Raw genomic sequence first — 21150 nt, forward strand, 5'->3', positions numbered from 1 at the left:
TCGCGGTGCCGGCCGGTCGGGCTGCCACGGCGTACCGCGATCCGTGCCACCGAGTCCCATCCCAGGACGAAGTGCGAGAGTGGTGGGGTGCATTACCTGGATCATGCCGCCACGACGGACCTGCGGCCGGAGGCCGCCGACGAGTGGCTGCGCGTCGCCAGGGCGACGGGCAACGCTTCCTCGACGCACGGCGCGGGGCAGCAGGCGCGCCGCATCCTGGAGGAGTCCAGGGAACGGCTCGCGGCGATGCTGGGGTGCGACCCGATCGAGGTGGTCCTCACCTCGGGCGGCACGGAGTCGGTGAACCTCGCCGTGCAGGGTCTGTGGCGGTCCCGCGCGGAGGGGAGTGATGCGATCCTGCTTCCCGACGGGGAGCACCACGCGACACTCGACACGGTCGCCGCGCTCGCCGCGGACGGCGCCAGGGTGATCGCCGTCGGGCTGGACGCCGTCGGGCGGATCCCGGTCGACGCCTTCGCGGCGAAGATCGCGTCGGACGGCGTGGGCGTGGCCACCGCGCTGATGGCGAACAACGAGGTCGGCACCGTCAACGACGCCGCCGCGCTCGCCGCGTCGGCGGCCGCCGCGCGCGTTCCCCTGCACCTGGATGCCGTCGCCGCCTTCGGCCACCTTCCGCTCTCGTTCGCGGTGCTCCGCGGCGATGCGCCGGCCGGGGCGGGTCTCGTCGCGCTGAGCGTCGCCGGGCACAAGATCGGCGCCCCCACGGGCACGGGGGCGCTCGTCGTGGCCCGCACCGCGCGTCTCGCGCCCCTGCTGCACGGCGGCGGTCAGCAGCGCGGCCTCCGCTCCGGCACGCAGGACGTCGCCGGCGCCGCCGCGTTCGCCGTCGCCGCAGAGCTCGCCATCGCCGAGCGGGCCGAGGAAGCGGTGCGGCTGAGCGCGCTGCGCGATCGCCTCGTCACCGGGATCCTGGACCGGGTGCCCTCCGCCGAACTCCTCGGGGATCCCGACGCCGCCGGCCGCCTGCCGGGCAATGCGCATCTGCTGTTCCCCGGGGCGCCGAGCGAGAGCCTGCTGTTCCTGCTCGATGTGGCCGGGGTCTCGGCATCGGCCGGATCCGCCTGCCAGGCCGGCATCGCGGAGCCCTCGCACGTGGTGCAGGCGCTCGGCCGCAGCGAGACCGAGGCGCGCAGCGTGATCCGGTTCACGCTCGGGCGCACGTCGACCGATGACGACGTGGATGCCGTGCTCGCGGTGATCGCCGACGCGTACGCACGGGCCTCCGGCGCCGTGCGCTGACGCCCGGCCCCCGTCCAGCCGTCCGCTCGTACACTGGATCCATGCGTGTTCTGGCGGCGATGAGCGGGGGAGTGGACTCCGCCGTGGCCGCGGCGCGCGCGGTCGAGGCCGGTCACGACGTGGTGGGCGTGCATCTCGCGCTCTCCCGCGCGGGCGGCACCCTGCGCACCGGAAGCCGCGGCTGCTGCACGATCGAGGACGCGATGGACGCGCGGCGCGCCGCGGATCTGCTCGGCATCCCGTTCTACGTCTGGGACTTCTCCGAGCGCTTCCGCGAGGACGTGATCGACGACTTCGTCGCGGAGTACCGCGCCGGCCGTACGCCGAACCCGTGCCTGCGCTGCAACGAGAAGATCAAGTTCGCGGCGCTCCTGGAGCGCGCGATCGAGCTCGGCTTCGACGCCGTGTGCACCGGGCACTACGCGACGCTCGTCGACGGCGAGGGCGGCCTGGAGCTGCATCGCGCCTCCGACGCCGCCAAGGACCAGTCCTACGTGCTCGGCGTGCTGAACGCCGAGCAGCTCGCGCACACGTACTTCCCGCTCGGATCCACGCCGTCCAAGGCACTCGTGCGCGCGGAGGCGGCGGAGCGCGGACTGAGCGTCGCGCAGAAGCCGGACAGCCACGACATCTGCTTCATCCCCGACGGCGACACCCGCGGCTGGCTCGCGGAGAAGGTCGGCGCCGAGCAGGGCGAGATCCTCGATCGCGACGGCGAGGTCGTCGGAACGCACGACGGCGCGCACGCGTTCACCGTGGGCCAGCGCAAGGGCCTTCGCCTCGGCGTGCCCGCACCCGACGGCAAGCCCCGGTTCGTGCTGGAGGTCCGCCCGGTCTCGAACACGGTCGTCGTCGGTCCGAAGGAGGCTCTCGCGATCGCCGAGATCTCCGGCGGGCGCCGGTCGTGGGCGGGGTCCGCGCCTGCCGCGGAGGAGTTCGCCTGCGAGGTCCAGATCCGCGCTCATGCCGATCCTGTTCCCGCGCGTGCCTTCATCGCGGAGGACGGCGTCAGGGTCGTCCCCGACGAGCCGCTCGACGGCGTCGCACCGGGCCAGAGCGCCGTGCTGTACGTCGGAACGCGGGTGCTCGGCCAGTTCACGATCGACCGCACGGTCTCGGCGGTGCCGGCCGGGGTCTGAAGCCTGCTCCCTCGCGGGCGTCATGTCGACGGCGGCCGCCGCAGCCTCTGTGATGATGGGTGCACGGTCCGACGGAGGAGGCGCCATGACGAGGACGTACATCCGCGATTTCCACGGGGACGATCTGGACCAGATCGTCCGGTTGTGGGGGCAGGTCACGCGCGAGAACGAGTGGCCCATCTACTCGCTCGCCGAGGTGATCGCCTCGTGCCAGCAGGATCACGCCGTCGTCGCGGTCCAGGGCGAGCTGCTCGTGGGCGCCGCCGTCGGCCGGGGCGCGCACGCGCAGGGCTGGATCGTGTTCTTCGGGACGATCGACGACGCCGGATCCGAGGTGAGCTCGTCGCTGCTGCACGCACTCGAGCGCAAGATGGCGCCGCTCGGCCTCGCGAAGCTCTCGGTGCTCATCCCCGAGGCCGACGGGCTCGCCTCGTTCACCGAGAACGGCTTCCACGTGCACCATTCCGTGCGCTACCTCGAACGGGCGATGCCCATCCAGCGGCGTGAGATCGACGCGCTCAAGGAGGTGGGCGGACGCATCCTCCCGCCGCACCTGTGGGATCGCGTCGCGGGGATGACGCATGAGAAGACGCTCCTCGAAGAGCGCCTGGTGACTCCGCTCGCCCGCCCGGAGCTCGCCGAGCGGTTCGGGGTCGTGCCCCCGCGCGCCGTCATGCTCTTCGGCCCGCCAGGCACGGGCAAGACCACGTTCGCGCGGGCGGTCGCCTCTCGACTCGACTGGCCCTTCGTCGAGCTGTTCCCTTCGCGCCTCGCCGACGGGGGTACGGGCCTCGCCGGCGGGCTGCGCGCATCGTTCGAGACCATCGACGAGCTCGAGCACGCGGTCGTCTTCATCGACGAGGTGGAGGAAATCGCCTCCCGCCGCGGCGGGACGCCGCCCTCGCCTACGCAGGGCGTCACGAACGAGCTGCTGAAGCTCGTGGCCGACTTCCGCGACAGGGAGGGCCGGATCCTGATCTGCGCGACGAACTTCGTGCGCGCGCTCGATGCGGCGTTCCTCCGTCACGGGCGCTTCGACTACGTGATCCCGATCGGTCTGCCCGACCCCGACGCCCGCCGGGCGATCTGGGCGCGGTACATCCCGGTCGAGTCGGCCGGAGACGTGGATCTGGACCGTCTGGTCGCGGCGAGCGAGGGGCTGACGCCGGCCGATATCGAGTACGCCGCGCGGCGCGCGTCCCAGGAGGCGCTGGCGCGGGCGCTGAGCGATGGCGCGCACGGATCCGCGCTCGACACGGATGACTACGCGCGGGCCCTCGGGAGCACACGGGCGACGGTGTCGGCGGACGAGATCGCCGAGTTCAGGGCGGACATCGAGACGATCGCCCGGCTCTGAGGATCCGGAGCGGGGCAGGCGGATCCTGGCATCCGGCCTCGCTTCGGCCGCGGACCCGTCCGCTCATCTCTGCAGGAAGAGGAGGATCGCTCTCACGCGCCGGTTCTCCTGCGCCGGAGACAGACCGAGACCAGTGAAGATGTTGCCGACGTGCTTGCGCACGGCGGCATCGCTGAGGTGCAGGGCACGGGAGATGTCGCCGTTGGACGCGCCCTCGGCCATCAGCTCCAGCACCTCGCGCTCGCGGGGAGTGAGGCAGTCCAGCACGTCAGGACCACCGCTGCGCAGCAGGTGGCGGGCGACCTCGGGGTCGATCACGGTGCCGCCGCCCGCGATCGTGCGGAGCGCGCGCTCGAAATCGGAGATCCGGTTCACCCTGTCCTTGAGCAGATACCCGATCCCGCCCTCGGGCAGCGTCAGCAGCTCGCGTGCGTAGTGGTCGGCGACGTACTGCGAGAGCACCAGGATCGGCTGCGTCGGGTGCCTCCGCCGTATCGCCAGAGCCGCCCTCAGTCCGTCGTCGGTGCCGTCCGGCGGCATGCGCACGTCCGTCATCACGAGGTCGGGGGCCGGGACCGCAGCGGCGAAGGCCGCACGGAGCTCATCCGCATCCGCGGCCGTGCCGACGATCTCATGCCCGAGCCGGACGAGCAGGGCGGTGAACGCCTCGCGGAGCAGCGCCGAATCCTCAGCGAGCAGGATGCGCATGCGCGACCTCCTCGAGCCCGCGCGGGGCTGTCAGCGCGATCGTCGTGGGCCCGCCGGCGGGGGAGTCGATCTCGAGCGCGCCGTCGAGCGCCGCCGCGCGCGCGATCAGGCCGGTGAGGCCCGTGCCGGCTGCGGGGTCCGCGCCGCCGCGGCCGTCGTCCCGCACGACCACTTCGAGAGAGGCGCCGTCCGTGCGTGCGATCACGTCGACACGCGTGGCGTCCGTGTGCTTGACCGCATTCGTGAGCGCTTCGCGCACCACGAAGTACGCCGCGGCCTCGACAGCGGGACCGGCGTGCCGGAGCTCGTCGCACTGCAGGGCCACGCGGAGCGGTGATCGCCCCGCCAGCTCCTCGAGAGCGGCGCCGAGGCCGCGATCGGCGAGCACCGCAGGGTGGATCCCCCGCACGGATTCCCGCAGCGCCGCGGAGGCGCGATCGGCCTGATCCTGCGCCGCAGCGAGAGACCGACGGGCGGGATCCGCCTCGTCGCCGAGGCGCGCCAGGTCGAGCTCGAGCGCGCCGAGTCGGGTCGCGAGCACGACGAGTTCCTGTTGCACGCCGTCGTGCAGGTCTCGTTCGATGCGCCGGCGCTCGTCCTCGTGCGCGGTCACGATCGCCGCGCGGGAGCGGGTGAGCCGCTCCATCCGCTGCTCGATCTCGGCTCCGCGCGGGGCGAGCAGCCAGGAGATCGTGAGGCTCTGCGCCGTCGCCAGGGCGAGGTTCAGATACGCGGCGACGACCAGGACGATCACGAGCGCCAGCGGAGGGAGCCACCAGGTGCCTGCGTCGAGGCGGATCCTGGCGTCGCCGAAGAGCAGGATCTCGGTGGCCCCGCGGCTCAGCGCATGGATCGGCACGCCCACGACCACGATCAGGGCCATCGCCTCGAAGAAGAGCAGTCCGAGCGAGAGGAGCCCCGCGACCAGGTCCAGCAGCAGCACGAGCACCTCGCGCCAGGTCGCGGGCTCGGTGAGGCGGATGTTCAGCCAGTTCTGCCGGTCCTCGCCCGCCACCCGGACGTGCCCGGTCGGGATCGCCGCGAAGCCGAGCAGCCTCTGCCGCCGGCGTTCGAGGGCCCCGATGGCGATCCCCCAGATCGGCAGCAGCAGAAGCGTGAGGGGGAGGAGGACCAGAAGCAGCAGGCCGAGCACGGCCGAGATCAGGAGATAGCAGAGCGCCCGCCACGGCCACCAGGAGGTCAGGACGACCCAGGGCGCCCGCTGCAGGGCCTGCGTCACGGTGTGCGCACGACGCGAAGAGAGAAGGCGCGTGCTCATGCGGTCAGTCTAGGGACGAGGGGGATCGGCCGAGCGCGGCTGCGGCGAAGAGTAGACCTGGCGCTACCGGCGAGGAGGCTCGCGGCCTCCTGCGCGCACGACCGGATCCGGCTGGACTGGAGGCATGGAAGAGATCCTGGTGGCCGAGGGCCTCATGAAGCAGTACATCGCGGGCCGGGAACGGGTACCGGTGCTGCGCGGCATCGACCTCGCCGTCGATGCCGGGGAGATGGTGAGCATCGTCGGCCCGAGCGGATCCGGCAAGTCGACGCTGCTGTACTGCCTCGCGGGTCTCGAACGCGCCGATCAGGGGCAGGTCAGGATGCATGGGGAAGCGCTGACCGGTGCGTCCGCGTCGAGGCTCGCGACGCTGCGGCGCGACCGGATCGGCTTCGTCTTCCAGTCCTACAACCTGATCCCTTCATTGTCCGTCCGGGAGAACGTGGCGCTCCCCGCCCGGTTGGCCCGTCGCGCGGCGCCGGACGTCGAGGGTGCGCTCGCCGCGGTGGGGCTGGCGGAACACGGAGCCAAGCGCCCAGGGCAGCTCTCCGGCGGTCAGCAGCAGCGCGTGGCGATGGCGCGGGTCCTCGCCGCGCAGCCGGCCGTGCTCTTCGCGGACGAGCCCACCGGAGCGCTGGACTCCGCGGCCGGCGGCGTGGTGCTCGATCTGCTGCGCGGATATGCGCAGGGGGAGCGCTCCGTGGTGCTGGTGACGCACGACCTGGACGCCGCCGCGCGTGCCGATCGCACGATCGTGCTCCGGGACGGCCTCGTCGTGGCCGAGCTGCGGAGACCGAGCGCCGCGCAGATCCTCGCCGCGCAGCACGCCTCGAGCGAAGACTCTTCCGCGGCCGGACGCGGTGCGGGAACCCATGTGCTCCGCACGGCCGAGGCCGGCGCATGATCCGGCTGCTGCTCGGCGAGCTGCGTGCGGACTGGCGCTCCTGGGCGGGCCTCGTGCTCGTCGCGGCCGTTGCGGGTCTCGCGATCGGGATCGGCGGATCCTTCCTCGAGACCGGCCTTCACGTCGGCGGGCGGAGGGGGGAGGGGATCAGCGGCGTCTCTTCGATGATCCTGGTGTTCAGCGGTGTGAGTGCGATCGCAGTCACCAGCGCCGTCGCCCGTCTCGCGGTCGACCTCGGCAGGCCCGGCTATGCGCGATGGCAGCTCTGCGGGGTCACCCCTCGGCAGACCGCTGCCGTCGTCCTGGGTCAGGTGGTGGTGCTGAGCCTGACCGGGGCAGCGGTGGGTCTCGGCGCGACCGCGCTGCTCGCCCGCTTCGTGCTGAGACTCGCGTTCGACGGCGCGTCCGGAGGCTACGAGACCACGACTGCGATCGTCGGACCGCTGACCGCGATCCTCCTGGGCGGAGGCGTGCTGCTCGTCGCCCTGCTCGGCGGACTGCCCGCCGCGCGCCGGGCCGCCCGCACCCCCGCGCTCGAGGCGCTCCGCGAGTCGGAGCCCCAAGGCACGGCGATGCGGTGGTGGCGATGGGCGCTGTTCGCCGTCCTGACGGCGGGCATGGTGGCCGCGGTGCAGGCGTGGATGTCCTCGGCCGCCACCGCCACCCCCGAGGATCGCAGCACCCTGATCTCGCAGACGCCGCTCATCGCGCCGCTCCTCACGATGGTGATCGTGGCCGGAGGTCCGGTCCTGTACGCGCCGCTGCTGCGGGCATGGACCGCGCTTCTGCCGGCGAGGGCGTCGTCGGCGTGGTTCCTCGCCCGGCACCAGGCGCGCTACCACCTCGGGCGCAGCACGGCCTCGATCACCCCGCTCCTCACCGGAACGGCGATGCTCGGCGGTCTCTACACCGTCACCGCGACCTGGGGGGCGGCGGCGAGAGCCGCCGGCGAGCCCTTCGAGGGGCTCAAGCTCGGCCAGGTGATCGTCCTGCTGGGCGGACCGCTGCTGCTCGCGGGGATCGGCGCGGCCGTGGTCGTGTTCATGAGCAACCGCACCCAGGCACGGGAGCAGGCGCTGCTGTCGGCGAGCGGCGCGACGACGACCGTGATCCTCCGAGCCGCGGTGCTGCAGGCGCTCATCCACGTGTGCACCGCCGCGCTGCTGTCCGGCGCGGTGATCGCGGCGACCGGCGTGCTGACCACCGCCATGCTCCGCCCGTTCTATCCCGCCGTCGTGCCGCAGTTCGACGTCGGATCCTCCTGGGTCCTCGTCGGTGCGGGTGCGCTGCTCACCGCGGCGGCCGTGCTGATCCCGGTCCTGTCACGGCTGCGGGCATCGGTGGCGACGGCGCTCAACGCGGTGTGAGCGCCATCCGGGTGCCGCCCCGCGGATGTCCGTGTCCGCTCGTAGACTTCAGAGGTGCCGGAGAACATCTCGCTGGAAGCCGCCCGCGTCGAGGCCGAGGAGCTGACGACCCGCATCCTGGAGGCGAAGGACGCGTACTACGGCCGCGACACCTCGCTCGTCGACGACGCCACCTACGACGGCTGGATGCACCGGCTCGAGGAGCTCGAGCGCGTGCACCCCGAACTGCAGGGGCAGGATTCGCCGACCCAGATGGTCGGCGCGGCCGACGCGACGGGCCTGCAGACCATCGAGCACGCCGAGCGCATGCTCAGCCTCGACAACGTGTTCTCGCTCGACGAGCTGCGCGAGTGGGCCGCCAAGACCCGCGCCGCGGCCGCTCGCGACGTCGCCTGGCTCACCGAGCTCAAGATCGACGGCCTCGCGATCAACCTTCGTTACGAGCACGGCGTCCTCACCTCCGCCGCCACGCGGGGCGACGGCCGCGTCGGCGAGATCGTGACCGAGAACGCGCTGCGCGTCGCGGGCATCCCCGAGCGGCTCAGCGGCTCAGGGCACCCGGCGATCGTCGAGGTGCGCGGCGAGGTCTTCATCCCCGTCGCCGCGTTCGAGCGGCTGAACGCGGCGCAGGCCGCGTTCCGCGACCGCGCGTACGCCGAGGCGCTGGAGCGCTTCCAGGCCCGTGGCGGCGCCAAGAAGCCCTTCGACGAGGAGAAGGCCCGCACCGCGGCCGCCCGGCGCTTCCCCTCCTTCGCGAACCCCCGCAACGCCGCGAGCGGAGGCCTGCGCCAGCAGCTGGACAAGAAGGACGGCATGGAACTCGAGGCGGGTCTGCTCCGCGTGGACTCCCTCGCGCTGTACGTGCACGGCATCGGAGCCTGGCCGGATCCGCCCGTCTCCGCGCAGAGCGAGGTCTACGAGCTGCTCGCGGAGTGGGGGCTGCCCACGAGTCCGCATACGAAGGTCTGCGCGACGATCGATGAGGTCGCCGAGTTCGTCGCCTACTTCGGCGAGCACCGGCACGACATCGAGCACGAGCTGGACGGCATCGTCGTGAAGGTCGACGAGCTCGATCTGCACGCCGAACTAGGCGCCACGAGCCGTGCGCCCCGCTGGGCGATCGCCTACAAGTACCCGCCGGAGGAGGTGCAGACGACCCTTCTCGACATCGTGGTGTCGGTCGGTCGCACCGGCCGCGCGACGCCGTTCGCGGTCATGGCTCCCGCGCACGTCGCCGGAAGCGTCGTGCGCCAGGCCACGCTGCACAACAAGGACGTGGTGAAGGCCAAGGGCGTGCTGATCGGCGACACGGTGGTGCTGCGCAAGGCGGGCGATGTGATCCCCGAGGTGCTCGGCCCGGTGGTCGAGCGGCGCGACGGCTCCGAGCGGGAGTTCGTGATGCCGGAGCGCTGCCCGGAGTGCGGCTCGATCCTGGCGCCCGCCAAGGAGGGCGACATCGACCTGCGCTGTCCGAACACGCGATCCTGCCCTGCGCAGGTGCGCGGTCGTGTCGAGCACATCGGATCCCGCGGCGCGCTCGACGTCGAGGCGCTCGGCGAGGTCACCGCGGCCGCGCTCACGCAGCCGAGCCACCCTGCGGTCCCGCCGCTGGAGACCGAGGCGGGACTGTTCACGCTCACGCTCGAGCAGCTCGTGCCGATCGAGGTCGTCGTCCGCGACGCCGAGACGGGGCTCCCGAAGGAGGACGAGGACGGGATCGTGAAGACCCGCGCACCGTTCCGCCGCAATCCGACCGCGGCCGAGAAGAAGGAGGGCGTCAACGCGTCTCAGCCGTCCTCCCAGGCCGTCAAGCTGCTCGCCGAGCTCGAGAAGGCGAAGACGAAGGACCTGTGGCGCCTGCTGGTCGCGCTGAACATTCGCCATGTCGGGCCGGTCGCCGCGCGCGCCCTGGCGCAGTGGTTCGGATCCCTGGATGCGATCCGTGCCGCGTCCCGCGAGGAGCTCGCCGCGGTCGAGGGCGTCGGCGGGATCATCGCCGACTCGCTCCTGGACTGGTTCACCATCGACTGGCATCAGGACATCGTGCAGCGCTGGGCGGACGCCGGTGTGCAGTGGGCGACGCCAGGACACGCCGGGCCGGGAGCCGCGACCGCGGAGGGCGGAGTCCTCGACGGGCTCACCGTCGTCGCGACCGGATCCCTCGACGGCTACACCCGCGAGGGCGCGCAGGAGGCGATCATCAAGGCCGGAGGCAAGGCCGCGTCGAGCGTCTCGAAGAAGACCGACTTCGTGGCCGCGGGTCCCGGTGCCGGATCCAAGCTCGCCAAGGCGGAGGAGCTGGGTCTGCGGATCCTCGATGCGGCACAGTTCCACCTCCTCGTGACCCAGGGGCCCGACGCGCTCGACGCCTGAGAGCGCGACAGCCGGGGAGGAGCTGGGCATGACGGGCGGGATCGATCTGCTGCCGACGGTGATCGGGGTGCTCGTCCTCGCCGCGATCGCGACCGCGGCTCTGCTCGCCTTCCGGGTGCCGGGGCGGTGGACCCCGGCGCTCGCGGTCCTGCGCGGCGCGGTGCAGCTCGCGGTGATCAGCGCGATCCTGACCGGGATCGTCTCGCAGCCGGCGTGGATCGGCGTCGCACTGCTGGTCATGTTCGGCATCGCCACGGGCGTGGCCGTACGGCGGACGGGCGGCGGTGCGCACATGGTCCTCGTCATGGCGACCTCGATCGGCGCGGGCGCGGTCGTGTCCATCGGCACGGTGTTCGCGACCGGGGCGCTGCAGCCCACGCCGCGCTACCTCCTCGCGATCGGGGCGATCCTCATCGGCAACTCCATGAGCATCGCCACGCTCGCCGGGCGCCGGTTCACCGCGTCGGTGGCCGACCGGTGGGAGGAGGTCGAGGGGTGGCTCGCCCTCGGCGCGACCCCGCGCCGCTCCACGCTCGATCTCGCACGCCGGGCGGTGCGCGAGGCCCTCATCCCGTCGATCGATCAGACCAAGACGACCGGCCTCGTGGTGCTGCCGGGAGCGTTCGTCGGCGCGATCTTCGGCGGCCTGTCGCCGCTGGAGGCCGGGCGCTTCCAGATCGTGGTGCTGGCCGCGATCATGGCGGCCGGATCCCTCACCGCGGTCCTGATCGCGACGTGGCTCGGCCCGGTGCGCACGAAGCCGGTCATCGCGGCGTGACTGGTCGGCCGGTCTGGTTGCGGCTCCTCATGAGGGGTTGAATACCGTCATGGACGAGGGCGGCGAGTTCCTGGAGTGGTTCGGAACGACCTGGCAGGCGGCCGAGGCCGCGCTGTACGCGGGCGACGCCGGTCCGCGGTTCTCCACGTGGTCCTCGATCGAGCCGGTGACGCTGTTCGGCGCCTCGCGCAGTGCGACGGGGGCCGGCGCTGTGCGCGATGTGTTCCTCGCACTGGCGTCCTCGTACTCGGATATGACGTCCTTCGCCATCGAACTCGGCGCCGCCGAGGCGCATGGCGATCTGGCGTACACCGCGCACCGGGAGATCATCGCCATGTCCGTGGGCGGGCACTCGGGCCGCTACGTGCTGCGCGTGACGCAGGCTTATCGGCGTGAAGACGACGCGTGGAGGGTCGTGCACCGGCACGGCGATCAGGAGCGCGATGCCGACCGCATCCTGAGGCGCCGTGATGCTCCGGCATCGACTTCGACGCTAGCCACAGCCGGAAGCGAGGCGTTGAATACCGCCATGGACGATCGCGACGAGTTCCTGGCCTGGTTCGAAACGACCTGGCAGGCGGCCGAAGCCGCGCTGCACGCGGGCGACGCCGGTCCGCGGTTCTCCACGTGGTCCTCGATCGAGCCGGTGACGCTGTTCGGCGCCTGGTTCAGCGCGTCGGGCGTCGACGACGTGCGCGAGGTCTTCCGAAAGCTCGGGGAGTCCTTCTCCGACACCGCCACCAGCACTGTGGAGCTGCTCGCGGCGGAGGTGTCAGGAGACCTCGCCTACACCGCGCACCGGGAGATCACCGCTGCAGCCGTCGACGGCCGGCCGCGCAGCTACGTGCTGCGCGTGACGCAGGTGTACCGGCGTGAAGACGGCACGTGGAAGGTCGTGCACCGCCACGGCGACGAGGAGCTGAGCTCGATGCGCTGAGCGCAGGCGAGTGTGCCGGTGGATGGCCGGGTGCAGGTGCTTCACCCGTCGAGTGCACGGGAAGCTGCCGAATGCGCGGGTACTTTGCGTCGAGTTCCCGTGCGTTCGGCAAGTAGCCGTGTGCACGGTGGATCCGCGTGTCGAGTTCCCGTGCACTCGGCAAAAGGCCGTGCGCCCGGCGAGAACGCCGGGCGCACGAGGGTGCTCAGTCCTTGTGGCGCGGCTTGCGCGGGGGACGGTCGTCGCTGCCGCGGTCGTCACGCGGGGCGTCGTCGCGGCGCGGGCGGTCGCCGTAGCTGCGATCCGCGGATCCGCTGTCGTACGAGCGGCGCGGGCGGTCGCCGTAGCCGCGGTCGTCGCGGCGCGGACCGCGGTTCGGGCGCCCGGAGTCGCGCTGGATCTCGATGAGCCGGCCCGAGATGCGGGTGTCGCGCAGGCGGTCCAGCACCGAGGAGTCCAGGTTGGAGGGGAGCTCGACGATCGAGAAGTCCGGACGGATCGTGATCGCACCGAAGTCGTCACGGCCCAGGCCGCCCTCGTTCGCGAGCGCGCCGACGATCTGTCGCGGCTCGACGCGGTGACGACGGCCGACCTCGATCCGGTAGGGCGTGTAATCGCCGCGGCTGCGTCGTTCCGGACGTGCGCCGCGGTCGTCACGGGCGCCGTCGCGCCCGCCCGAGCGCTCGGTGCGCTCGCGCTGCGGCCGGTTGTCGGCCGCGATCGCCGCCGAGAGCGAGTCCTTCGCCGGATCCAGCAGCAGCGGGGTGTCGCCCTGAGCGACCACGGCGAGGGCCGCGGCCACGTCGGCCTCCGGCACGTCGTGGTTGCGCACGTAGTGGGCGATGATGTCGCGGAAGCCCTCGATCCGGCCGGTCTCCTCGAGCGCCGCGGTGATCGCGTCGTCGAAGCGCGTCAGACGGGTGCTGTTCACGTCCTCGGTCGTCGGCAGCGCCATCTGCGTGGGCTGCTGGCGCGTGGCGCGCTCGATGTGCTTGAGCAGGTAGCGCTCGCGCGGGGTGATGAAGCTGATCGCGTCGCCGGAACGGCCCGCGCGGCCGGTGCGGCCGATGCGGTGCACGTAGGACTCGGTGTCCGTGGGGATGTCGAAGTTGACGACGTGGCTGATCCGCTCGACATCGAGGCCGCGCGCGGCGACGTCGGTGGCGACGAGGATGTCGAGCTTGCCGTCCTTGAGCTGGCCGACCGTGCGCTCGCGCATCGGCTGCGCGATGTCGCCGTTGATCGCGGCGGCCGAGTAGCCGCGGGCACGCAGCTTCTCGGCGAGCGTCTCGGTCTCGTTCTTGGTGCGGACGAAGACGATCATGCCCTCGAAGTTCTCGACCTCGAGGATCCGGGTGAGCGCATCCACCTTCTGCGCGTACGACACCACGAGGTAGCGCTGGGTGATGTTCGCGTTGGTCGTGGTCTTGCCCTTGACCGAGATCTCCTCTGGATCGTGCAGGTACTGCTGCGCGAGCCGGCGGATCGTGGCGGGCATGGTCGCCGAGAACAGCGCGACCTGCTTGTCCTCCGGGGTCTGCGCGAGGATCTGCTCCACGTCCTCCGCGAAACCCATCTTGAGCATCTCGTCGGCCTCGTCGAGCACGAGGTTCTTCAGCTCGGACAGGTCGAGGGTGCCCTTGGCGAGGTGGTCCATGATGCGGCCCGGCGTGCCGACGACGATGTGCACGCCGCGGCGGAGCGCCGACAGCTGCACGCCGTAGCCCTGGCCGCCGTACACGGGCAGCAGGTGCACGCCCGGCATCTGGGCGGCGTACGCCTCGAAGGCCTCGGCGACCTGCAGCGCGAGCTCACGGGTCGGGGCGAGCACGAGCGCCTGCGGCTTCTGCTGCTGCAGATCCAGGTTCTCCAGGATCGGCAGGGCGAACGCCGCCGTCTTTCCCGTTCCGGTCTGCGCGGTGCCCAGCACGTCGCGCCCGCCGAGCAGCAGCGGGATCGTCTCGCGCTGGATCGCGGACGGGGTCTCGTACCCGAGCGCCTTGACGGCGGCGAGGACGGGCCCGCTGATGCCGAGTTCCGCGAAGCCGGGACTGGCCGGCGCTTCCGTTTCGGTCGCTCCGTCGCCCTCCGCAGCGGGGTCGATAGGGGTCTCGGTCGGCGTCGCGTCTTCTCGGGTCACAACTCAGAGTACCGTCCCAGGCCTGGGAGATCGCAGTCCAGAGCGCGCGAATGGCTCGATCCGAGGCCGGAATAGAGCCAATTGCGCGCTCTGAAACAGGCGGACGGGTCAGCTCCCAGAGGTCAGTGCGACCAGGCGCTCCTTGACCTGGCGGCGCAGCACCTTGCCGATGAGCGAGGTCGGCAGCTCGTCGACGACGAAGATGCGGCGCGGCACCTTGTAGGGAGTGAGGATCCCGCGGGCGAACTCGCGGATCGCCTCGACGTCGATGTTCGCGCCCGGATCCACGACGATCGCTGCGACGACCTCCTCGCCGGAGTGCTCGCTGGGAAGCCCGACGACCGCGGCATCGACGACATCCGGGTGCTGGCGCAGCGCACCCTCGACCTCGGTGGGGGCGACGTTGAAGCCGCCGGTGATGATGAGCTCCTTGATCCGGTCGACGATGCGCACGAATCCGCCTTCGTCGATCGTGACGATGTCGCCGGTGCGGAACCAGCCGTCGGCGAACACGGCCTCCGTCTCCTCCGGCTTGCCGTAGTAGCCGGAGAACACCTGCGGTCCGCGGACGACGAGCTCGCCGGGCTGCCCGGGCTCGACGTCCTTCGTCGGCTCGTCCGGATCCACCACGCGGCACTCGGTGCCGGGCAGCGGGAGACCCACCGTGCCTGGTACGCGGTTGTCCGCGACGGGGTTCGCCATGAGCACGGGCGAGCACTCGCTCAGGCCGTATCCCTCGACGAGATAGCCCCCGGTGGCCTGCTCGAACGGGACCACGAGCTCGTGCGGCAGAGCCATCGCGCCCGAGATCGCCACCTCGATGCCGGCGAGCGACACACCCTGGGCGGTCGCAGCCTTGAGCAGGCGGTCCGCGATCGGCGGCACGAGCGGCAGGAACGTCGCGGGGTGCTTCTTCACCACGTCGAGCACGAGATCGGGGTCGAACTTGGGGAACAGCACGAGGCGCGCCCCCATGGACATCGCGAACGTGAGGCAGAGCGTGAGCCCGTAGGCGTGGAACATCGGCAGCACGGCGTACACGACGCAGCCGTTCCCGCGCGTGATCGAAGGCACCCACGCCTGGGCCTGCGCCGCATTGGCGAGCAGGTTGCGGTGCGTCAACGAGGCGCCCTTCGGGGTGCCCGTGGTGCCGGACGTGTACTGGATGATCGCCAGGTCGTCGGTTGCGGGACGCGGGTGCGACGAGGGGAGCGGGGAGTACCCGACGACGGATTCCCAGGTGACGGTGCCCCGGACCCGGGTGGTGAGCGCCTCCCTGGACTCGCGTGCCTTCGCGACCGGCAGACGCAGCGCGAACCGCGTGAGCGCGGGCATCGCGCGCGTGACGTCGACCGAGATGAGGTTCGTGACGGCGAGGTCCGCAGGGAACTCCTGCACCGACGCGACGACCTTGTTCCAGACGATCGCGTGCTTCGCGCCGTGGTCCTCGAACTGCTTGCGCAGCTCGCGCGGCGTGTACAGCGGGTTGTGCTCCACGGCCACGGCGCCCAGGCGCAGGACCGCGTAGAACGCGATGATGTGCTGCGGACAGTTCGGCAGCACGATCGCGACCGGATCCCCGGCCTTCACGCCGAGCGCCTTCAGCCCCGCGGCCGCACGATCGATCGCGGCCTGCAGGTCGCGGTACGACGTGGTCCGCCCGAAGAACTGCAGCGCCGGGGCGTCCGGATAGTCGCGGGCCGATGCCTCGACGATGTCGACGAGGGATCCGGCGACCTCGTCGAGATCCTCCGGCACCCCCTCGGCGTAGCTGGCGGTCCAGGGGCGCGGAGGAACGAACGTCGTCACCTGCTCAGCCTATGCCTGAGGCCGCAGCGATCGCGCTCCGGGCGACGCCACCCCCTTCGCGCCGCCCGGAGCACCTCACCGGCGCTGCTGCTCGCTGCCGGAGAGTTTCTGCGCCAGGGCGATCGGCACGATCGAGACGACGACCAGCACGACGGCGATGACGGAGACGATCGGCGCCTGGTTGGGGCGGGCGACGTTGTCGATGATGAACATCGGCAGCGTCCGCACCCCGGATCCGGCCGTGAAGGTCGTCACCACGATCTCGTCGAAGGACAGCGCGAAGGCGAGCAGTCCTCCGGTGAGCAGGGCGGAGCGCAGCTGCGGGAAGGTCACGAGCCGGAACGTCGTCCAGATTCCGGCGCCGAGGTCGGCCGAGGCCTCTTCGAACGAGGTGCCCATGCGCCGCAGCCGGGCGACCGCGTTGTTGAACACGGTGACGATGCAGAACGTGGTGTGCGCGATGATCACTGTCCAGATCGACAGCGGCACGCCGAGGATCGTACGGAACAGGTTGTTCAGCGCGATGCCGGTGATGATGCCGGGCAGCGCGATCGGAAGGATCACGAGCAGGTTCACCGTGTTTCGGCCGAAGAATGAGAACCGCTGCAGCGCGAAGGACAGCATCGTGCCGAGGACGAGCGCGAGGGCCGACGAGATCAGCGCGACCAGGGCGCTGGTGCCGACCGCCTCCAGCGCGCCGTCGCTGCGGAACGCCCGGCCCCACCACTCCAGCGTGAAGCCGGGGGGAGGCCAGGTGAGCGAGGACGATGTGGAGAACGAGTTGACCAGGACGACCAGCAGCGGCACGTACACGACCGCGAGGATCACCGTGGTGACGACGCCGAGGGTGACTCTGGTTCCGAGGGAGATGCGCACGATGACTCCTACAGGTTGTCCAGCGCGCCGGTGCGGCGCACGAGGAACAGGTAGCCGAAGATGATGACGATCGGGATGAGGGCGATCGCGCTCGCGAGCGGCAGGTTGTTCGCCGCGCCGATGTCCTGATAGACGAGCGTGCCGAGCATCTGAGCGCCTCCGCCCACGATGCCGATCGTGATGTAGTCGCCGAGCGACAGCGAGAAGCTGAAGATGGTGCCGGCGATGATCGCGGGCAGGGCCATCGGCCAGACCACCAGGCGCAGGGTCGCCCAGCTGCGCCCTCCCAGATCGCCGGAGGCCTCCAGCAGCGAGCTCGGCACCCGCTCCAGCCCGGCGTAGATGGGCAGGATGACGTACGGCAGCCACAGGTACGAGAGCGTGATGATCGTCGCCGTGATGCCGTAGCCGGGAGTGCTCCCGCCGAAGGGACGCAGCAGCCAGTCCAGGATGCCGTCGCTGGAGAGCACGGAGCGCCAGGCGAAGGCCTTGACGAGGTACGAGGCCCAGAGCGGGGTCAGCACGAGCACGACCAGGGTGCGCTGCAGGGCGGGGGACGCCACCATCGCCATGAAGTAGGCGATCGGCAGCGCGAGGGCGACGTCGATCAGGGTCACGGCGAGCGCGATCCCGACCGTGCGCAGCGTGATGCCCTGGTAGAACGCGTCGGTGACGACCGTCACCACGTTGTCGAGGGTGAACTCGGTGCGGATCTGCCCCGTGTACGTGTCGGTGGTCCAGAACGCGGTGACGAGCAGCAGCGCCAGAGCGACGACGTACACGGCTCCCAGCCAGAACAGCGGGGCCGACAGGAGCAGGGCGAGACGGGCGCGCGGGTGCGCGGAGAGGTAGACGGATCCGCGTCGCGCCGCGGAACGGCGCGGGGAGGGGATCGCGGTGCGCGGCGGCGTCTTCGCCGGTGCGATGGTGGTCATGACGGGCCTTTCGAATCCCGGTCCCGGTCGCCCGGAGCGCGAGGCCCCGGGCGACCGGATCCGATCAGTTCCGGATCTGCTGCCAGGCCGTGGTCCAGCCCGCGTAGTCGATGCACTTCACATCGGTGCGGCCGTCCAGGCACTTCGCGATCGGGGTGGTCCAGTACCAGATCTTGCTCGCGTAGTCGGCGTCACCCGCGTGGTACGACGCGCAGTCGTCGCGGAAGTCGCAGGCCTTCTCGCTCGAGGGGGCCTCGCCGAAGAAGGCGGTGGCCTGGGCGTTCGCCTTCGGGCTCGAGATGTAGTCCAGCCACGCGTACGCGCAGTTCGGGTTCTTCGCCTTGGAGGAGATCATCCAGGTGTCGCTCCAGCCCGTGGCTCCCTCGCTGGGCAGCACGACCGCGGTCTTGGCGCCTTCGCCCTCGAGCGTGTTCTGGATCACCTGCCAGGTGGTGCCGGCGACGCTGTCGCCGGACTGGAAGGACTGCACCTCCTTGAGGTAGTCGCCCCAGTACTCGCTGATGTTCGGACGCTGCTCTTTGAGTAGGGACACCGCGGCGTCGAACTGCTTCTGGTCCAGCGCGTAGGGGTTCTTGATCTTGAGCTCCGGCTTGTGCGCCATGAGGTAGACCGCCGCGTCCGCGATGTAGATGGGGGAGTCGTAGGCGGTGATCTTGCCCTGATGCGCCGAGGCCTTGTCGAAGACGACATCCCACGAGGTGGGTGCGGTCGGGAACGCCTCGGTGCTGTACATGAGCAGGTTGGCGCCGTAGCCGTGCGGGACGCCGTAGTGCTTCCCGTCGACCGTGTTCCAGGCGCGATCCTTGAGGAACGGGAAGATCCCGTCGTAGTTCTTCAGCAGCTTCGTGTTGACCTCGGCCACGTCCCCCGACGCGACGAGGCGCAGCGAGGCGTCGCCGGAGGCGGAGATGACGTCGTAGTCGCCCGTCTTCATGAGGTTCAGGGCCTCGTCCGACGTGCCGAACGTCTTCGCCTCGACCTTGCAGCCGGTCGCCTTGGTGAAGTCCGAGACCCAATCGACGTTCGGATCGTTCGAGCCGTCCTCCACGTACCCGGGCCAGGCGAGGATCTTCACCGCGCCCTCGGTCTTGCCGAGCTTGTCGGCCGGTCCTCCGGCGGCGCCGCCCCCGCCGGATCCTGCGGTGCCGCAGCCGGTCAGGGCGGCGATCACCGCCGATGCCAGGCCGATGGCCGCGAGGGCCTTGAGGGTGTTCTTTCGCATGGGATACTCCTTCGTTCTTCTGCGTGCGTGGATGCGAGGGGTGCGGGTCAGCGGGCGCCGACCGTGCGGATGGTGCGGGACGGGGTGTCGTTCTGCGCGGCGATCGGGGCGTCGCCGAGCGCCACCACATCGGCCTCCCGCCAGGAGACGAACACGCGGTCGCCGTGGTCGCCGTGCGCGTGCCCGCCGACGTTCTGCTGGAGGACGGTGACGCGCGGGCCCTGGTCGAGGTCGACCACGAGACGCACGCCGGAGCCGAGGTAGATGGCCTCCGCGACGACGCCCGCGGCGGACCGGGATCCGGGCTCGGCCGAAGCCGCGGGGGAGACCACCAGCTTCTCGGGGCGGAGCGAGTGGTGCCCCGCGCGGCCGAGCACGAGCTCGCTCGTGACGTCGTCGAAGAGATTCGAGGTGCCGACGAAATCGGCGACGAACCGCGACGCCGGCTGCTCGTACAGCTCGAACGGCGTTCCCAGCTGCTCGATCCGTCCTGCGCTGAACACCGCGATCCGGTCGGAGAGCGTGAGCGCCTCCTCCTGGTCGTGGGTCACGAAGATGAACGTGATGCCGAGATCGCGCTGGATCTGCTTCAGCTCGACCTGCATCTGCTCGCGCAGTTTCAGATCCAGCGCTCCGAGCGGCTCGTCCAGCAGCAGGACCTTGGGCTCGACGACGGTGGCGCGGGCGAGCGCCACCCGCTGCCGCTGGCCGCCCGAGAGCTGGCTGGGCTTGCGATCCGCGACGTGCTCCAACCGCACACTCGCGAGCGCTCTCCGGGCGCGCTCGCGGCGTTCCTTCGCGCGGACGCCGCGCACGCGCAGTCCGTAGGCGACGTTGTCGAGCACCGTCATGTGCGGGAACAGCGCGTAGTCCTGGAACACCGTGTTGACGTCGCGGTCGAACGGCGCCTTCGTCGTCACGTCCTCCCCGAACAGCTCGACCGTGCCGGAGGTGGGCTGCTCGAAACCGGCGATGAGGCGCAGCACGGTGGTCTTGCCGGATCCTGATGGTCCGAGCATGGAGAAGAACTCTCCCTCGGCGATCTCCAGATCCACGCCGTCGACGGCGGTGACGGATCCGAATGCACGGGTGAGTCCGGTGAGTCTGATCGCGACGGGCTTGTCGGCCATCACATCTCCTTCGATGCGAGGACTAATCCTCTGTTAGTAGATGTTTGGAATCATATGGGAACAGAGGATTTTGTCAACACTCGTGTTACCGTCGTCTCACAGCCCCGAGAGGAGAGCGGCGTGGCACAGGTGTCGGCAGGTGTGGATCCCGCGCGGTCGGCCGTCTTCGCGCCTCTGTCGGACATCGGGCGGGCCGAGATCGTGGAGCGCCGGCTGCAGGACGCGATCACCTCCGGCGTGCTGCACGACGGGGAACGGCTGCCCAGCGAGTCGCAGCTGGGGCGGCGACTCGGCGTCGCCGTGGTCACCGCGCGAGAGGCGCTCGAAGCGCTGCGCGACGCCGGCCTCATCGAGACCAGGCGGGGTCGCGACGGCGGCAGCTTCGTCACGTTCGATCCCGATACCGCCCGGCGTTTCACCGACGAGCGGATCCGCGCGGTCAGCCGGGTCGAGCTGCGGGACGCGTCCATGCACTACGCGGCGATCGCGGGCATGGCCGCAGAGCTCGCGGCAGACCGCGCCGGAGAGGACGATGTGCAGGGCCTGCGCGAGCTCGAGGAGCAGGAGGACCTCTCCACGGCGGGCGGGGCGCGGCGCGCGGTCGCGCGGTTCCAGCTTGAGGTCGCAGCTCTCAGCCAGTCGCCGCGACTCGTGCGCGAGGAACTGCGCCTGCAGGCGGAGATCGGATCGCTGATCTGGCTGGGACTGCGCGAGGAGGACAACCGTATGCGCAGCCGCGCCGCACGGCAGGCGGAGGTCGATGCGATCGGCGCGGCCGATACCGAGGCTGCGAGAGCCATCGCCGTCCGCCGCATCGCGGGCGGCGTCGAGTGGCTGCTGGATGAGAAGTCCCGGTTGGAGACGGCGGCAGAGGCCGTCGCATCTGCACGGGCGTGAGATCGAACACACAGAAGG

General features: G+C 71.0%; 17 protein-coding genes. 9 read left to right on the forward strand and 8 right to left on the reverse strand.

What is annotated here, in order from left to right; translation table 11 throughout:
• Positions 1–87: 87 nt before the first annotated feature.
• The 3 genes from CQ044_RS12585 (at position 88) to CQ044_RS12595 (ending at position 3756) form a co-directional block, all read left to right on the forward strand.
• Positions 88–1260 (forward strand): cysteine desulfurase family protein, encoded by a 1173-nt coding sequence (locus CQ044_RS12585; RefSeq protein WP_258133293.1) that lies wholly within the window; start codon positions 88–90, stop codon positions 1258–1260.
• Between the two features lie 41 nt (positions 1261–1301).
• Entirely contained in the window at positions 1302–2399 is a 1098-nt protein-coding gene (mnmA, locus tag CQ044_RS12590) for a tRNA 2-thiouridine(34) synthase MnmA (protein WP_105688786.1), read from the forward strand.
• An 85-nt stretch (positions 2400–2484) separates the two neighbouring features.
• Positions 2485–3756: an ATP-binding protein gene (locus tag CQ044_RS12595; protein ID WP_105688787.1), complete on the forward strand. Its 1272-nt coding sequence runs from the start codon at positions 2485–2487 to the stop codon at positions 3754–3756.
• Between the two features lie 63 nt (positions 3757–3819).
• On the opposite strand, the gene CQ044_RS12600 is transcribed toward CQ044_RS12595, so the two are convergent.
• Both CQ044_RS12600 and CQ044_RS12605 read right to left on the reverse strand, forming a co-directional pair.
• Entirely contained in the window at positions 3820–4464 is a 645-nt protein-coding gene (locus CQ044_RS12600; protein ID WP_105688788.1) for a response regulator transcription factor, read from the reverse strand.
• Positions 4445–5743 (reverse strand): sensor histidine kinase, encoded by a 1299-nt coding sequence (locus CQ044_RS12605; RefSeq protein ID WP_105688789.1) that lies wholly within the window; start codon positions 5741–5743, stop codon positions 4445–4447. The genes CQ044_RS12600 and CQ044_RS12605 overlap by 20 nt, the downstream gene beginning before the upstream one ends.
• Before the next feature lie 124 nt (positions 5744–5867).
• Here CQ044_RS12605 and CQ044_RS12610 point away from each other — a divergent pair, with 124 nt between their 5' ends.
• The 5 genes from CQ044_RS12610 to CQ044_RS19850 are packed head-to-tail and all read left to right on the forward strand — an operon-like array spanning position 5868 to position 12102.
• The gene (locus tag CQ044_RS12610) at positions 5868–6647 is read left to right on the forward strand and encodes an ABC transporter ATP-binding protein (protein WP_105688790.1); all 780 of its coding nucleotides are present in this window, start codon (positions 5868–5870) and stop codon (positions 6645–6647) included.
• Positions 6644–8014 carry an FtsX-like permease family protein gene (locus CQ044_RS12615; protein WP_105688791.1) on the forward strand — a complete coding sequence of 457 codons (1371 nt, stop codon included), beginning with the start codon at positions 6644–6646 and terminating at the stop codon, positions 8012–8014. Before CQ044_RS12610 ends, CQ044_RS12615 begins: the two co-directional genes overlap by 4 nt.
• Before the next feature lie 54 nt (positions 8015–8068).
• Complete coding sequence (gene ligA / locus CQ044_RS12620; RefSeq protein WP_105688792.1) at positions 8069–10387, forward strand: NAD-dependent DNA ligase LigA; 2319 nt, start codon at positions 8069–8071, stop codon at positions 10385–10387.
• Between the two features lie 28 nt (positions 10388–10415).
• The gene (locus tag CQ044_RS12625) at positions 10416–11165 is read left to right on the forward strand and encodes an ABC transporter permease (RefSeq protein ID WP_045270553.1); all 750 of its coding nucleotides are present in this window, start codon (positions 10416–10418) and stop codon (positions 11163–11165) included.
• Between the two features lie 49 nt (positions 11166–11214).
• A complete protein-coding gene (locus CQ044_RS19850) occupies positions 11215–12102 on the forward strand; it encodes a nuclear transport factor 2 family protein (RefSeq protein ID WP_258133294.1) in 888 nt (295 codons plus the stop codon).
• A 205-nt stretch (positions 12103–12307) separates the two neighbouring features.
• On the opposite strand, the gene CQ044_RS12640 is transcribed toward CQ044_RS19850, so the two are convergent.
• The 6 genes from CQ044_RS12640 to CQ044_RS12665 all read right to left on the reverse strand — a co-directional run bounded on the left by CQ044_RS12640 (position 12308) and on the right by CQ044_RS12665 (position 20235).
• Positions 12308–14206 carry a DEAD/DEAH box helicase gene (locus CQ044_RS12640; protein ID WP_105688833.1) on the reverse strand — a complete coding sequence of 633 codons (1899 nt, stop codon included), beginning with the start codon at positions 14204–14206 and terminating at the stop codon, positions 12308–12310.
• Between the two features lie 144 nt (positions 14207–14350).
• Positions 14351–16051, reverse strand: a complete 1701-nt coding sequence (locus tag CQ044_RS12645; protein ID WP_105688793.1) for a long-chain-fatty-acid--CoA ligase — start codon at positions 16049–16051, stop codon at positions 14351–14353.
• 75 nt (positions 16052–16126) lie between these two features.
• Positions 16127–16927, reverse strand: coding sequence for an ABC transporter permease (locus CQ044_RS12650; protein ID WP_105688794.1), 801 nt, complete (start codon positions 16925–16927; stop codon positions 16127–16129).
• A gap of 8 nt (positions 16928–16935) precedes the next feature.
• Complete coding sequence (locus tag CQ044_RS12655) at positions 16936–17862, reverse strand: ABC transporter permease (protein ID WP_105688795.1); 927 nt, start codon at positions 17860–17862, stop codon at positions 16936–16938.
• 64 nt (positions 17863–17926) lie between these two features.
• Positions 17927–19105, reverse strand: a complete 1179-nt coding sequence (locus CQ044_RS12660; protein WP_105688796.1) for an ABC transporter substrate-binding protein — start codon at positions 19103–19105, stop codon at positions 17927–17929.
• A 47-nt stretch (positions 19106–19152) separates the two neighbouring features.
• Entirely contained in the window at positions 19153–20235 is a 1083-nt protein-coding gene (locus CQ044_RS12665) for an ABC transporter ATP-binding protein (protein WP_105688797.1), read from the reverse strand.
• A gap of 120 nt (positions 20236–20355) precedes the next feature.
• Here CQ044_RS12665 and CQ044_RS12670 point away from each other — a divergent pair, with 120 nt between their 5' ends.
• Positions 20356–21132, forward strand: coding sequence for a FadR/GntR family transcriptional regulator (locus CQ044_RS12670; RefSeq protein ID WP_181158309.1), 777 nt, complete (start codon positions 20356–20358; stop codon positions 21130–21132).
• Positions 21133–21150 lie beyond the last annotated feature (18 nt).

Origin of the sequence: Microbacterium sp. MYb64, assembly GCF_002979495.1 — a bacterium.
GTDB classification, from domain to species: Bacteria; Actinomycetota; Actinomycetes; order Actinomycetales; family Microbacteriaceae; genus Microbacterium; species Microbacterium azadirachtae_A.

Excerpts from the sequence above, each read along its gene's own strand:
- CQ044_RS12600 (WP_105688788.1), bottom strand. The coding sequence starts at position 4,464 with ATGCGCATCCTGCTCGCTGAGGATTCGGCGCTGCTCCGCGAGGCGTTC.
- mnmA (WP_105688786.1), top strand. The coding sequence starts at position 1,302 with ATGCGTGTTCTGGCGGCGATGAGCGGGGGAGTGGACTCCGCCGTGGCC.
- CQ044_RS12595 (WP_105688787.1), top strand. The coding sequence starts at position 2,485 with ATGACGAGGACGTACATCCGCGATTTCCACGGGGACGATCTGGACCAG.
- CQ044_RS12605 (WP_105688789.1), bottom strand. The coding sequence starts at position 5,743 with ATGAGCACGCGCCTTCTCTCTTCGCGTCGTGCGCACACCGTGACGCAG.
- CQ044_RS12615 (WP_105688791.1), top strand. The coding sequence starts at position 6,644 with ATGATCCGGCTGCTGCTCGGCGAGCTGCGTGCGGACTGGCGCTCCTGG.
- CQ044_RS19850 (WP_258133294.1), top strand. The coding sequence starts at position 11,215 with ATGGACGAGGGCGGCGAGTTCCTGGAGTGGTTCGGAACGACCTGGCAG.
- CQ044_RS12660 (WP_105688796.1), bottom strand. The coding sequence starts at position 19,105 with ATGCGAAAGAACACCCTCAAGGCCCTCGCGGCCATCGGCCTGGCATCG.
- CQ044_RS12625 (WP_045270553.1), top strand. The coding sequence starts at position 10,416 with ATGACGGGCGGGATCGATCTGCTGCCGACGGTGATCGGGGTGCTCGTC.
- CQ044_RS12610 (WP_105688790.1), top strand. The coding sequence starts at position 5,868 with ATGGAAGAGATCCTGGTGGCCGAGGGCCTCATGAAGCAGTACATCGCG.
- CQ044_RS12655 (WP_105688795.1), bottom strand. The coding sequence starts at position 17,862 with ATGACCACCATCGCACCGGCGAAGACGCCGCCGCGCACCGCGATCCCC.
- CQ044_RS12665 (WP_105688797.1), bottom strand. The coding sequence starts at position 20,235 with ATGGCCGACAAGCCCGTCGCGATCAGACTCACCGGACTCACCCGTGCA.